Consider the following 13,470-nt stretch of genomic DNA (forward strand, 5'->3'; position numbering starts at 1 on the left):
AACATGCCAATCGTCTATATTTGTATAGGGGTTGCCCTATTGCTATTATTAATGGTCGTCTTCAAGGTAAACGCCTTCATATCATTGGTTATTGTTGGATTACTGGTAGGGGTTATGGAAGGAATGACTCCAATCGAAGCGATAACATCCGTCACATCCGGTTTGGGCGGAACCCTTGGCAATCTCGTACTGGTTATTGGTTTTGGGGGTATGCTTGGTAAACTAATGGCCGATTCTGGTGGTGCACAACGAATCTCCACCACATTGGTTAACGCATTTGGAAAAAAACGAGTACAGCTTGCGGCTGTTCTAACAGCCTTCATTGTTGGGATTGCGCTATTCTTTGAAACGGGTGTGGTTGTGTTAATTCCGTTAGTCTTCACAATCGCAGCAACAGCAGGTGTACCAATTCTTTATATTGGGATGCCCGTTATTGCGGCTTTGATCACCATGCATGGATTTGTTCCGCCACACCCTGGACCAACAGCCGTTGCCGGTGTTTACAATGCCAATATAGGTAAAACATTATTATATGGAATTCTTATCGGTATTCCAGCAATCATTATCAGTGGACCATTATATACAAAGACGTTTAAAAAAGAAGAGTTGGAAGTTAAAATTCCAAAAGGACTTTTTAATCCTAAGCAGTTTACAGAAAAAGAAATGCCTGGTTTTGGGATTAGTGTATTTACGGCCCTTATCCCTGTCATTCTGATTGCCTTCCAAGCCATCGTTGAAATCACGATGCCTGAATCATCACTTATTGAAACAGCTAAATTTTTAGGAAATCCTGGTATTGCCCTATTAATCGCTGTCATAGTCGCCATCTTTACCTTTGGTTTAAATCGAGGTAAAAAAATGCCAGAAATCATGAACTCGATCACAGAATCAATCAGCAGCATCGCGATGATTCTTTTAATCATTGGAGCTGGCGGTGCATTCAAACAAGTACTCATCGACAGTCATGTTGATAAATACGTTGCCCATCTGATGGAAGGTTCCACCATGTCGCCGTTAATCCTCGCCTGGTTAATCGCTGCGATCCTACGGGTAGTCCTAGGTTCAGCAACCGTTGCTGGATTAACAGCAGCCGGTATTGCCGCACCACTCGTTGCTTCTGCACACGTTAGCCCAGAACTAATGGTACTAGCAACCGGTGCAGGAAGTATGACCTTCTCTCACGTAAACGATGCCGGTTTCTGGATTTATAAAGAATACTTCAACCTAAGCATCGGTAAAACCATTCGCACCTGGTCAGTAATGGTAACGATTGCATCCCTTGTCGGACTTGCTGGTGTGCTAATTATCAATATGTTCCTATAGGGAGAAGCAAAATTAAAAGACCACCCTCGCGCCGTAGCAGTAGCAGGCAATAGGGTGGTCTTTTTATATTCAGGATTCTTATTACATAATTATTGGTCCTTACTACATATTTTCCGACTCATACTACATATTTTCAGGCTTTTATTACATATTTTCTGACTCTTACTACATATTTTCCGAAACTTACGACATTTACTGGATAATAATTGGAAATTATATCAAACTTCAGATTAATACAACACAATATAGGTTCTTACTTTCGTAGCTTCGGAGATTCATTAAGCTGATATGATGCTAGTTTCGCTGATAAAAGTGGCATTTCCGCTGATAAAAGTCGGTTTTCCGCTGATAAAATGGTTCAGTTCGCTGATATCCTTCAATAATTCGCTGATAAGCTGCTCATTGTGCTAATTCCCCTCGGATTAAGTATTCCTTATTGATAGAATCTTTTGATCTCGTTAAACAAAGTTTATTTTTTACGAATTCTTTCTATGTAGAAAAAAACTTTAATCCAGTTTGATTGACGACTTCAGGCCAACTTAACTTTAACCTGCGACAAATGGTTGTACTAAAGACTTGTCCTTTCTTCTTCAACAAATCATAATCCCTTTGGTTGGTTGAACCAATCCGTAGCAATTCTGTTTTCAACTCTTCAAGTATTTCTTGTTTTGTTTTCAATCTACTCACCTCTTTTTGATTTACAAAAAATCAAGCCAGAAAGATTGATAATGCATGTTTCCGCTTTAAAATGTTTTTTAGGAGCGGATTAAATTTGTTATACAAAATATTGAGATGTCTTACCATTTTCATCTATATAATCGCTAAAGAGCAAGGTTTAGGGTACCCTTAAAGCGAACTCTAAATTAAAAAAGGTCACTAAGCCCTGCTTTCTGTAACGCTACTTGACTGGCAGGTACCGGACCGATTCCCATGATAAACACTCTTTAGCGTTTTTTAGTTCCCTTAACCTTTCTTTGATAAACTCAATTTGTTCCTCGGTAATAATAAAATCCTTAAGACGATCCTCAAAATGAGCAATTCGTCTTTCTAATTCCTCTATAGTAAGGCTATTAGTATTCTTCATAAATCTTCCAACTCCTTTTATTTGGTGGGACCCCTAGACTTGCTGGGGCCAATGCAACGCAAATTGCTTTTAAAGCTTCCAAAGGAAATGAACAAGGAAGGGCCAATAAGGACCCCTCTATTAGGAATTAAAGTTACAATTTTACAAATTTATATTACTCAGCAAGATTTAGTACAGTTACTTTTTCACGCGTCATCGATTCAATGCTCTTGCGGATACCTTGCGCACCCATTCCGGATCCTTTTACACCGATAAATGGGAAATGATCCGGGCCGCGTTCGGTACGTCCGTTTATTTGAACTGAGCCTGTTTCAACTTTATTCGCAATCGCAAATGCTTTATTAATATCCTTGGTAAAGACACTTGCCTGTAAACCAAATTCAGATTCATTCGCAATATTGATCGCTTCTTCATCAGAGGATACACGGATTATTGGCAGCACAGGCCCGAACGGTTCCTCCCAAGCTACAGCCATGTCTTCTGTCACATGATCAAGAAGAGTAGGGTAAATTAAATTGCGTTCACGCTTATTTCCTGTTACAAGAGTTGCACCTTTTTCAATGGCATCCTCAATTAATCCTTGAACAAAGTCAGCAGACTGTTCATCAATTAACGGGACAACCGTGCTGCCGTCTTCAGGGGAGCCTACCACCAGTTTTTCAATTTCTTCTTTTAAAATCGAAGCAAGCTCGTCCGCAACACTGTCATGAACTAATACGCGTTTAATCGCTGTGCAACGCTGACCAGAATAAGAAAATGCACCGCTGATAATATGTTTCGCCGCTTCATTTAAATCAGCATCTTCACGCACAATACCAGGATCTTTCCCGCCAAGCTCAAGGACAAGTGGAATCATGCCCGCTTTTTTCGCTAAGCGAGTTCCGGTATTTGTTCCACCTGTAAAGGAAATCATATTAATTCCTTTATGCTCCACTAAGTAATCACCAATAACCGAACCACGACCTGTCACGATATTGACAAGACCTTTTGGAAAGTTTGCTTTGTGAAGAGCCTCAATCATTTTAATCCCGCTGATCGCGCCTTGTGTAGCAGGTTTAAAGATGACTGCATTCCCGGAAATAAGTGCAGGTGCCAGTTTAGCAGCAGCTAAATTGACCGGATAGTTAAATGGAGGGATGGCTAGGACTACTCCCAGTGGAACACGATCAACAATCGCAATCTTAGACTTAGAACCGCCCGGGAAGCTATCTCCCTTCATACTTTCACCATGCATATGCATTGCTTCTTCAACCGTGTAACGAATGAAATCCGCAGTACGTATGACTTCATTCTTTGCATCCTTCAAACTTTTCCCTACTTCTTTCATAATGATTTCAGCAATTTCATCTTGCATATTCACTAATTCATCTGCCCATTTATACAAAAACTTTGCTCGTTCTTGAAGGGAAGTTCCTGCCCAATTTTTTTGGGCTATATAAGCATAATAAATTGCCTCATCTACCTCTTCAGTTGTAATCGCCTGTACTTCTCCAATCTCTTCATAAAGATAAGGTGACGTGATTTTAATTGTTTCACCAGACTTACTTTCTCTCCATTCCCCATTTATATAAAAAGGATAAGCTGTTAAGGATAATACGTTTGTTGGCATAATAAATCCTCCTTGAAGTTTTTAATATATTTTGAATAAATTGCAACATAATGGTTTGGGACTTATTTTGTCCCATATAAACATAAAATGTCCCGACTTGTGTAAAAAAAATTCATCTTGTTACTTTTTTATTCTTGCAAGATCAGTCATTCCTTCATCAGGACCACTTTAGATTATATTTTTTAATATTTTAATATTTCATTTTTTCCCTTTCCATAAAAGATTGGAGTTCTACAAAAAATATTATGGATCATATTAAGAAAAATAAATATAGTTTCTACAAAAAATATCAAAACATTACAAAAATAGACAAAATTCAATCATTATAAATCCTAACTATTCATAGACCAAAATTCATAAATATTCTTTCCCCTTTATCTCAGATAATTTATCTATGGTACGAATTTATATCGAAACGTAGCCATGTTTCTCAAAGTAGGGGGTCTCTTCAGGATTCTTATTACATAATTATTGAACCTTACTACATATTTTCAGGCTCTTATTACATATAATCCGAAACTTACTACATGTTTTCCAAAACTTACGACATTTTCTGGATAATACTATGATCTCTTAAAACTAAAAAAAAGCAGATACCCTTAGATTTAGAGAGGGTTTCTGCCTTCTTGAATTCTACCGCGTATGGGATTTAAAATTGATGGTTATATGGTTTCTTTTATGGGCTCAATAAGAGTATTAACTGGCCGCTTTAATCCCAGGTTCTCCCTTAATGTGCTACCTGTATATTCTTTTCGGAACAATCCACGTTGTTGAAGGACGGGAATCACGAGATCAACGAAATCATCAAGACCACCAGGTAAATAAGGTGGCATGACATTGAAGCCGTCCGCTGCTCCATTTTCAAACCATTCTTGCATATGATCCGCAATTTGCTCAGGTGTGCCTTTGATTTCCCGATGTCCGCGGGCACCGGCTATCCGTTGATACAGTTTGCGAATCGTCAATCCTTCACGATCTGCAAGATCCTTTAATAATTGGAAACGACTTTTCCCCCCGTTTATCTGATTCAATTCAGGCAAATCTGGAAGTGGTCCATCCACCGGATATCCTGATAAATCAACACTTATCATGCCAGATAAAAGAGAGATCCCCGCTTCTTCCGGTATAAGTTCCTCAAGCAGCGCCTTATTTTCTTCCGCTTCTTCCTCTGTACTACCAATAACAGGGAAAACTCCAGGCATAATCTTCAGGTCCTCTGGTGAGCGACCGTATTTCGCCATTCTTCCTTTTACATCCGCATAAAAGCTTCTAGCTTCTTCAATCGTTTGCCAAGCAGTGAATATAACCTCGGCTGTCCGCGCCGCAAGCTCCTTCCCTGCTTCAGAAGAACCAGCCTGGATCACAACAGGATGCCCTTGCACCGGGCGGGAGATATTTAATGGACCAGCTACGGAAAACCATTCACCTTTATGATTAATGGAGTGTATTTTGGATGAATCCGCAAATTGAGCTGACTCTTTATCAATAATTAACGCATCATCCTCCCAACTATCCCACAGCTTCGTGACCACATCGACAAACTCTTCAGCCCGTTCATACCGTTTTTCATGAAGGAGCTGCTGTTCTAAATTAAAATTTTGAGCTTCTACGTCAGTGCTTGATGTGACAACATTCCACCCTGCACGGCCGCCGCTCAAATGATCAAGAGAGGCGAACCTGCGGGCAACATTATATGGCTCATTAAAAGTAGTAGATACCGTTCCTACAAATCCGATATGATTTGTCACAGCAGAAAGGGCGGATAACAGGGTAAAGGGTTCAAATAACGTATTCACAGTTTGGCCCAGTACCGTTTGATTTTTCCCTCTCACTGCATAGTTATCTGCAAGAAAAACCATATCAAACTTTCCACGCTCTGCTGTTTGGGCTAGTCTTTTGATAAAATCAAAACTCATGGTTTGATGGGATTCCGCTTTTGGATGACGCCAAGCTGCGACATGATGTCCAGGAATCATAAAAAATGCTCCTAATTTCATTTCCCGATTATTTTGAGTCATGTTTCATTCCTTCTTTCCTTTATTGTTGATTTGAATTTGTTTTCCAACTTGAAAATTTTCTTTCTAAGGATACCAATAGATAATTTATGGCCACACCAAGTAATGAAATCGTAATAATACCTGCATACATTTGCGTAATTTGGAAGTTCTGTTGCGAATAATTAATAAGATATCCCAAACCTTCCTTAGCTCCAACCATTTCGGCAGCAATCAACACAAGAATGGATGATGATCCAGCCATACGTATTCCGGTAAAAATAGTCGGAATAGAAGCCGGCAAAATTATTTTATAAAATAGCCGGTAGGAGGGAAGAGCCATGGATTTGGCGGCCTTAATGAGTAAAGGATCTACATTTCGAACAGCATTGATCGTATTTAAAAGAATCGGAAACGTACAAGCAAAAAAGACGATTGAAACTTTAGATGTTTCTCCAATCCCAAGCAGCAAAATAAAGACAGGTAATAACGCTAAGGCAGCTGTATTACGAAACACCTCCAGCACCGGATTTAACAATTCACTTGCCAGTGGATACCACCCAATGATAAGCCCCAAAGGAATAGAAACGAGGATCGCCAACCCAAATCCGAAAAGTGAACGGAGAATACTGGCCTGAAAGTGGGCATACAGATCACCCGAAATCACTAATCCCCACCAACTCTCTGCTACTTTTGTAAATGGCGGAAAGAATGTGGGATCCACTAACCCCATTCGGGGAGCAATCTCCCAAAGGATTAGTAAAAGCAATATGACAATAGATTGTTTTACAAGACTTTGCACCCAATGAAAAGAAAAACGAATCCGATGGGATGTTTGCATTGGCGCTGTGAACGATTTACCAAAATCAGACATTTCCTCACCTCTTCTATAAAATAATTGAACTTTGTTAAGCTGATTGATCCTTATTCTCAACTTTTTGCGCTTTGACTACTTCTTCTCGAAGCAAATCCCAAATTTGGTGACGTGCATTTGCAAATGCTGTTGTCGAACGTAAATCCTCTTCGTGACTGGTTGAATGAAGCGGATTATCAATAATTTGTTTAACCGTTCCCGGTCGGGAAGTCATTACGGCAACACGCTGTCCAAGATACACCGCCTCATCAATCCCATGTGTAATGAAAACAATGGTTTTTTTCGTATGTTCCCAGATTCGAAGTAATTCTGTTTGCAAGGTTTCACGCGTCTGCGCATCGAGTGCAGCGAACGGTTCATCCATTAACAACACTTCAGGGTCAAACGCCAAACTTCGGGCAATAGCCACACGCTGCTTCATTCCACCCGAAAGTTCATGCGGATAACGATCTTCGAAACCCGATAATCCAACCAGTGACAAAAAGTATCGAGAAATTTCAGCCCGCTCCTTTTTAGGAACACCTTTTGATTCTAAGCCAAATTCAATATTTCCTTTAGCTGTCTTCCAAGGCAATAGCGCATACTGCTGAAAGACAATTCCCCGATCTAAACCGGGTCCCTCTATCGGTTTTCCATCCAATAATATCCGTCCGGAGGTTGGTTTCGTCAACCCTCCTAAAAGATCAAGCAAAGTTGATTTTCCGCATCCTGATGGGCCTACTAATGAAAGAAACTCTCCACTATTCACCGAAAAATGAACATTTTTAATGGCTGTAAATTCTTTAAGCGCTCCCTTTCCTTGATTTAAATCCCTTACTTTAAAAACCTTACTGACATGTTCAAACTGAATTTTTGCCGTCATCCTCTCACCTCTTTACTTTTTTTCAATTTCACCCTTATAAGGATTAAATTCATTGGTATACAAATTACTTAGTTTCACTTGGCCATCTTTGAACTCACCATTTTTCTTTAGCCAATCGACCCAAATTTTAAATTCCTTCCCCTGAATAACTCCACCTTTCTCCGCAATACCTGTACTTTTCCAATATTGCACCGTGTTTGTATCTTCCTTGCGCCCCCGTTTCTTAATAATGGATTCATAACGGGCTATCACTTCTTCTCGTGAATGGGTCTGTGCCCATACAATGGCTTTTGCTGTAGCCTCAACAAACTTTTTCACCGTATGTGGATTTTGTTTAATGAATTTTTCGGTAAAGACATAGCCGCCTGCTGTAAAAGGACCCAACAAATCATAATCACTAAAAAGCTTTCTGATCCCCCCATTTTTCACAGCCAGATCCCCTAACATCCCAGTCAAAACAGAGACATCAATTTGTTTTTGTCGCAGTGCTTGCTCTGTACTTACCGGTGGCAGAACAACTAAAGTCACTTTCTTAATTTCTTCATCTGTGAGTCCATTTTGTTTTAAATATTCTTTTAAAACGAATTCAGCATGAGCTCCCATTGTGTTCATGCCAACCTTCTTTCCAATTAAATCGCGCGCATTTTTTATCGAACTGTCATTCAATACATAATAGCCGGTATATGTATCCTTATCACTGCCGTAATAACCAATGACCGATTTTATAGGTGCTCCGCTCGCTATCAATTTGGCAATGGCCCCGTTAAATGCACCGCCAAAGTCGGTTTGACCGGTAGCTGCGTTTTGAATAGAGGCAGGCCCGCTTGTTTGATTTCCGATCCATTCAAGTTTAATCGGACCAAGATAGCCTAAATCCTCTGCTAACTCTGGATAAGTGACCGAACCCACCGATCCTTCATACCTGAGTTTCAGCGTTTCATACGCGCCATTTCCTTTTGTTTCTGTCGCTCCTGTCTTTTTCTCCTGGCATCCAGCCGAAATAACAACTGATAATACAATTAAAAATAAAAGTGCCTTGGTTCTCCAAATCTTCATAACTGGCCCCTACCTTCTCTTAAAATTAAAACCAACCGATCCAATCGAAAAATCCATTACCAGCCACGAGAAAAAAAGTCTGATCAAACGTTCACCTTTCTACAGGCATGCCTTTTTCTCGATAAAAAAAACCGGAGACATTTCTTTAAAAAGAAAAGTCTCCGGTTGACCGGTTAATTAAATTCTGGATTTCCTATTGGGTTACTTGGTTTTCACTTATATTACCAATTCAATTTTCAGTCGTCAACGAAAAATTTAAAATAAAATTAATTTTTCAAAAAGACTAAAAAATCAAAATTAGTTATTGACAGATGTTTTTTAGAAAATTAAAATCACATTAAGCCGATATGAATTATATTAATTAAATTTACAAGCAATTGAATTGCTGACCAGTCACCTGGAAGCCAGAGCTATTATGCTCTGGCTTTCTTTCGTCTTATCGGTCCATTATTATAGCTGGCTTTTACGGCTAAAAACAAGGAGGAAATAAAAATGAGTAATGTCAAAGAAGTTCAAAATGAAGCAGGAATTGTAGCAAAACCAGTGGCTGGACGTATTGGAGCAGAATTATCAGGTGTGAAACTTTCCGGAGAACTAGACTCCACTACAGTTAAATCTATCCGTGAAGCGCTGTTAAAGTATAAGGTTGTTTTTTTCCGTGATCAAAATCATCTGGACGATCAAGGACAAGAAGCCTTTGCACAACTGCTTGGTAATCCAGTTGTTCATCCAACTGTACCAGCAAAAGATGGCACAAACTATATATTAGAACTTCATTCCGAACATGGCGGCCGAGCCAATTCATGGCATACAGATGTAACATTTGAAGCAGCGTACCCAAAATTCTCCATTTTACGTGGAGTGGAGATACCGGAGGCAGGAGGTGATACCGTTTGGGCAAACACGGCTACGGCCTATGAAAATCTTCCAACAGAATTACAAAATCTAGCGAATCAATTATGGGCGGTCCATACCAACGCTTATGATTATGCAGCAAAACACCATAATGTTTCGGATGAAGCGATCAAACGCCATGAGGAAGTCTTTACTTCTACCCTATACGAAACCGAACACCCAGTTGTCCATGTACATCCTGAAACCGGAGAGCGCCATCTTCTACTCGGTCATTTTGTCAAAAATTTTAGCGGTCTTTCTTCCACCGATTCGGCTCATTTATTCTCCATCCTACAAGGACATGTAACACAACTCGAAAATACGGTACGATGGAAATGGAGAGCGGGAGATGTGGTCATTTGGGATAACCGCGCCACCCAACATTACGCAGTGAATGACTACGGTCATGCACAAAGAGTGGTCCGAAGAATAACCATTGATGGAGACGTGCCTATTAGTTTAGATGGTCGCCGCAGTGCCACAAAAACAAAAATTAGAAAAAATAAATAAGTTTCTTCTATCCTATGAAGATAAAGTAAAGGTAATCATGATCCCAAAATGGGACAACGTGGGAAAATGGAATTTCCACGGTAAACCCCTCAGAATATTTAAAGTCTAAATTCTCCCTTTAAAATAGGGAGAATTTAGGCTTTTTCACTTTACAACCAAATATAGGAAGGCCGCTACTGATGCCTATTTGTTTTTTGACAGAACTTGCGGAATATCGGGTGGTGTCAGGCACCCGAAGTTCAGTGGCAGCTCTTACTCGACGGGTATCCCACCCACTATATGTTACGACCTAGACTCGGTCGCTCTGACAGGCACTGAATCCTATTACTTCTAAATTCGCCCATAAAAACACTAAATTCGCCCATTGAAGCCCAAAATTCGCTCATAAAACTCGAAGATTCGCTCATTAAACTCAAAAATTCGCCCATTAAAGGGACAAGTCATTTTATAAATCATAAACGCTAACTATTAAAGTATAATTTTACACAAAATATCATTTGAACGAGCTCCTCCATGAGTAATCCTCTCAAACTTCAGACCTTTTTACGTAATTATTGCTCCTTACTACATATTTTTAGGCTTTTACTACATATTTTTAGGATTTTACTACATATTTTCCAAAACTTACGACATTTGCTGGACAATAATTGGGAATTATATCAAACTTCAAATCCTTATTACGTAATTATTGCTCCTTACTACATATTTTCAGGCTCTTATTACATATTTTTTGAATCTTACTACATATTTTCCGAAACTTACGACATTTGTTGGATAATAATTGGAAATTATCTCAAACTCAGATTAATACAACACAATTATGGTTCTTATTTCACAGCTTCGGAGATTTATTGACTTATAAGATGCTAGTTTCGCTGATAAAAGTGGCATTTCCGCTGATAAAAGTCGGTTTTCCGCTGATAAAATGGTCCAGTGCGCTGATATCCTTCAATAGTTCGCTGATAAGCTACTCATTGTACTAATTTTTCCCCTCCAGACACCCACATCCGCCTAAAAGTTAGCTTTATTTGCACAAATTTAGCAATATGTTCTATCTATTTTAGAATAAAAAGGAGAAGTGCTAGAACTGTATGATCGAAACCATGTTGGAAAAGCAGCATGGTTTTTTATATTTTTACCGGGAGTTTTCAAATTCCCTTATAAAAGGGAATATCTTTTGCTCTAACGTTCGAATTTTCTGGTATAATTTCATTTTAAGAATACAATTTGAACATAGTAAGGGGAGTTTAATTTGGAAGGTTTTATTGGATTGTTTTTAAATATAATCCTAACGATTTATTTAGTGATTGATTCTCGTAAGCATGGTAAAAGCCCCATCCTTTGGGGAATTCTCGGATTCATTTTTGGTTTGATCGCTTTGGGTATTTATCTAATAAAAACAAATCGAAAGGTCATCGGTTGGATTATCACGATTATTAGCATAATAGGTTATTTAGCCTTACTCTTAGTCCTAATATTAGGTGCGGCCCTTATACTCGGGGGAGGATTTTCTTAAAATAAAAATGAAAGCTCCACAGGGACGGTTCAGGACCAGTGATAAGTCCTCTTTATGTGTAAAAGATACGGATCATCTACCATATGTAGATGATCCGTATCTTTTTTCTTACTATTTACGAGTAAAACACACGTTTTTTTATTGAAGTAATTACTTTTTCAGCAGCCCCGGTCTAAGTTTCCTCATCTATGAGAAAAAAATTTAACAGAGGTAACTTTTGTATAAGCTATGAAAAATTTGTCCATCCTGATCATATAAAAGATAGGTTAGGAGAGTGGAGAACTTGATAATGATTTTTCCGATAAATAGGGGTGATTTTCAATGAGCACAGAAGAATTGAATAAAATTATTACAGTTAAGAAGATGGATTTAGAGGAATGTGAGCAAGAACTTAACAGTCGTTACTATCCTTCAATAGTGAGAGTAGCAATGATGAATTACATTTCAGTCCTACAGGAACAATTGGAAAAGTTTAATCATGCAATTGAGAAATAATTACTATTTAAAAAGAGAAGTCCCGGTTAGGGTGTGCTGCGAACGCTGACTGACTTCCTCTTATTTTTTTTCGAGGCATTATTTGTGGAATAGCCACATTTTTACCACCTTTTCATTATTATTTACCACCTTTCCCCTACTACACAAACGTTTAATTAATAGTAGCCTCAGCACGCTCCCTTCCTGACTTTATCCCTTTAAAAGTATAAAAAGAATGTCGAGGTCTGTCTTCAACAATGACTCTTTTAAAAAGGAACCTTGTTTAGCTACTGAACCAGGGTCCGTGCCCAAACCCATTATTGTGACTAGTTGCTTATTTTCCTCTAGTGAACTTAGTTTGGGGAAATAATCTAGAATGTTATTAAAATTGAGGAATAAAAGCATGGATGATTTATTGGATGCTTTATTTTGATCTGTCTGTCGGGGACTGCCATGGAGATTTATGATATAAGTAGGGCTATGTGAGGTAGTGCAAATATACCAGATCTCATCATATTTGTATTGAAATTTCCCTAATAATACCCTATTATGGAAATTAGATTTCAATATAGGGAGTATGAAAAATATGAAAAAGTTGTTTACTATTTTACTTTCTTTGGGATTAGTTGTGGGGCTATCCTTCAGTTTGACTGATTCTGCGGAAGCACAGGTAAAGATTAAAACTTACCAAAACTGTACTGCTTTGAATAAGGATTTCAAAGGTGGAGTGGCAAGAGCATCTAATGTTAAAAACAAAGGGGGGAAAACTAAGTACAAGCCATACGTTTCAAAAGCGCTGTATGACGCTAATAAGAAAAGTGACCGGGATAAAGATTTTATTGCATGTGAGCGATAATAGGTATAAATATCAAAAGGAGGGCTGATCAGTCCTCCTTTATTTTTGGTTGTTTTCTGAGAGATGGGTGCACTTTAATGGTTCGTAATAATTCTCTTCAAGGATTTGTAAGTCACATACTAAAACTCACTAGGTTGCTTGATATGTATACGACTTTTTTTATTATCAAGAAATCAGATAAAATATCTGACTATCAGATTTGCTATTTTTTAAAAAACCTTGGTAAATATGGTGACCCCTACGGGATTCGAACCCGTGTTACCTCCGTGAAAGGGAGGTGTCTTAACCACTTGACCAAGGGGCCATATTAAATTTGAACAAAAAAAATAACCCCAAAGGGTTAGCCTGGCAACGTCCTACTCTCACAGGGACGCGTGTCCCAACTACCATCGGCGCTGAGAAGCTTAACTTCCGTGTT

At 38.7% G+C, this 13,470-nt stretch carries 12 protein-coding genes, 1 tRNA gene and 1 rRNA gene; 5 read left to right on the forward strand and 9 right to left on the reverse strand.

What is annotated here, in order from left to right; genetic code table 11:
* Positions 1-3 precede the first annotated feature (3 nt).
* The gene (locus AB7942_RS28000) at positions 4-1,323 is read left to right on the forward strand and encodes a gluconate:H+ symporter (RefSeq protein ID WP_369449394.1); all 1,320 of its coding nucleotides are present in this window, start codon (positions 4-6) and stop codon (positions 1,321-1,323) included.
* Positions 1,324-1,812: 489 nt separating this feature from the next.
* On the opposite strand, the gene AB7942_RS28005 is transcribed toward AB7942_RS28000, so the two are convergent.
* The 7 genes from AB7942_RS28005 to AB7942_RS28035 form a co-directional block, all read right to left on the reverse strand.
* Positions 1,813-2,001 (reverse strand): hypothetical protein, encoded by a 189-nt coding sequence (locus AB7942_RS28005; RefSeq protein WP_088090008.1) that lies wholly within the window; start codon positions 1,999-2,001, stop codon positions 1,813-1,815.
* A gap of 220 nt (positions 2,002-2,221) precedes the next feature.
* Positions 2,222-2,407, reverse strand: coding sequence for a hypothetical protein (locus AB7942_RS28010; RefSeq protein WP_335440481.1), 186 nt, complete (start codon positions 2,405-2,407; stop codon positions 2,222-2,224).
* Positions 2,408-2,561: 154 nt separating this feature from the next.
* Positions 2,562-4,016 (reverse strand): NADP-dependent glyceraldehyde-3-phosphate dehydrogenase, encoded by a 1,455-nt coding sequence (locus AB7942_RS28015; RefSeq protein WP_369449395.1) that lies wholly within the window; start codon positions 4,014-4,016, stop codon positions 2,562-2,564.
* A 662-nt stretch (positions 4,017-4,678) separates the two neighbouring features.
* Positions 4,679-6,034 (reverse strand): LLM class flavin-dependent oxidoreductase, encoded by a 1,356-nt coding sequence (locus AB7942_RS28020; protein WP_369449396.1) that lies wholly within the window; start codon positions 6,032-6,034, stop codon positions 4,679-4,681.
* Positions 6,035-6,053: 19 nt separating this feature from the next.
* On the reverse strand, positions 6,054-6,884 hold the full coding sequence (locus tag AB7942_RS28025; RefSeq protein WP_098935044.1) for an ABC transporter permease: 831 nt from the start codon (positions 6,882-6,884) through the stop codon (positions 6,054-6,056).
* Positions 6,885-6,918: 34 nt separating this feature from the next.
* Complete coding sequence (locus tag AB7942_RS28030; protein ID WP_335712613.1) at positions 6,919-7,746, reverse strand: ABC transporter ATP-binding protein; 828 nt, start codon at positions 7,744-7,746, stop codon at positions 6,919-6,921.
* 12 nt (positions 7,747-7,758) lie between these two features.
* Entirely contained in the window at positions 7,759-8,802 is a 1,044-nt protein-coding gene (locus AB7942_RS28035; RefSeq protein ID WP_369449397.1) for an ABC transporter substrate-binding protein, read from the reverse strand.
* Positions 8,803-9,294: 492 nt separating this feature from the next.
* On the opposite strand from AB7942_RS28035, the gene AB7942_RS28040 reads away from it, so the two are divergent.
* The 4 genes from AB7942_RS28040 to AB7942_RS28055 all read left to right on the forward strand — a co-directional run bounded on the left by AB7942_RS28040 (position 9,295) and on the right by AB7942_RS28055 (position 13,052).
* Positions 9,295-10,206, forward strand: a complete 912-nt coding sequence (locus AB7942_RS28040) for a TauD/TfdA dioxygenase family protein (protein WP_369449398.1) — start codon at positions 9,295-9,297, stop codon at positions 10,204-10,206.
* Between the two features lie 1,252 nt (positions 10,207-11,458).
* Positions 11,459-11,722 (forward strand): hypothetical protein, encoded by a 264-nt coding sequence (locus AB7942_RS28045; RefSeq protein ID WP_335712610.1) that lies wholly within the window; start codon positions 11,459-11,461, stop codon positions 11,720-11,722.
* Between the two features lie 321 nt (positions 11,723-12,043).
* Positions 12,044-12,217 carry a hypothetical protein gene (locus AB7942_RS28050; RefSeq protein ID WP_369449399.1) on the forward strand — a complete coding sequence of 58 codons (174 nt, stop codon included), beginning with the start codon at positions 12,044-12,046 and terminating at the stop codon, positions 12,215-12,217.
* 565 nt (positions 12,218-12,782) lie between these two features.
* Positions 12,783-13,052, forward strand: a complete 270-nt coding sequence (locus tag AB7942_RS28055) for an excalibur calcium-binding domain-containing protein (protein WP_168241120.1) — start codon at positions 12,783-12,785, stop codon at positions 13,050-13,052.
* 229 nt (positions 13,053-13,281) lie between these two features.
* Here the strand turns inward: AB7942_RS28055 and AB7942_RS28060 are convergent.
* Both AB7942_RS28060 and rrf read right to left on the reverse strand, forming a co-directional pair.
* Positions 13,282-13,356 (reverse strand) — tRNA-Glu (locus AB7942_RS28060).
* Positions 13,357-13,395: 39 nt separating this feature from the next.
* A 5S ribosomal RNA gene (gene rrf, locus AB7942_RS30645) occupies positions 13,396-13,470 on the reverse strand; the annotation flags it as partial.

Source organism: Neobacillus sp. BF23-41, assembly GCF_041106275.1.

Bases quoted from the DNA above. Each gene is read 5' to 3' on its own strand.
- AB7942_RS28015 (WP_369449395.1), bottom strand. From the start codon at position 4,016: ATGCCAACAAACGTATTATCCTTAACAGCTTATCCTTTTTATATAAAT.
- AB7942_RS28020 (WP_369449396.1), bottom strand. From the start codon at position 6,034: ATGACTCAAAATAATCGGGAAATGAAATTAGGAGCATTTTTTATGATT.
- AB7942_RS28040 (WP_369449398.1), top strand. From the start codon at position 9,295: ATGAGTAATGTCAAAGAAGTTCAAAATGAAGCAGGAATTGTAGCAAAA.
- AB7942_RS28035 (WP_369449397.1), bottom strand. From the start codon at position 8,802: ATGAAGATTTGGAGAACCAAGGCACTTTTATTTTTAATTGTATTATCA.
- AB7942_RS28000 (WP_369449394.1), top strand. From the start codon at position 4: ATGCCAATCGTCTATATTTGTATAGGGGTTGCCCTATTGCTATTATTA.
- AB7942_RS28010 (WP_335440481.1), bottom strand. From the start codon at position 2,407: ATGAAGAATACTAATAGCCTTACTATAGAGGAATTAGAAAGACGAATT.
- AB7942_RS28050 (WP_369449399.1), top strand. From the start codon at position 12,044: ATGAGCACAGAAGAATTGAATAAAATTATTACAGTTAAGAAGATGGAT.
- AB7942_RS28025 (WP_098935044.1), bottom strand. From the start codon at position 6,884: ATGTCTGATTTTGGTAAATCGTTCACAGCGCCAATGCAAACATCCCAT.
- AB7942_RS28030 (WP_335712613.1), bottom strand. From the start codon at position 7,746: ATGACGGCAAAAATTCAGTTTGAACATGTCAGTAAGGTTTTTAAAGTA.
- AB7942_RS28055 (WP_168241120.1), top strand. From the start codon at position 12,783: ATGAAAAAGTTGTTTACTATTTTACTTTCTTTGGGATTAGTTGTGGGG.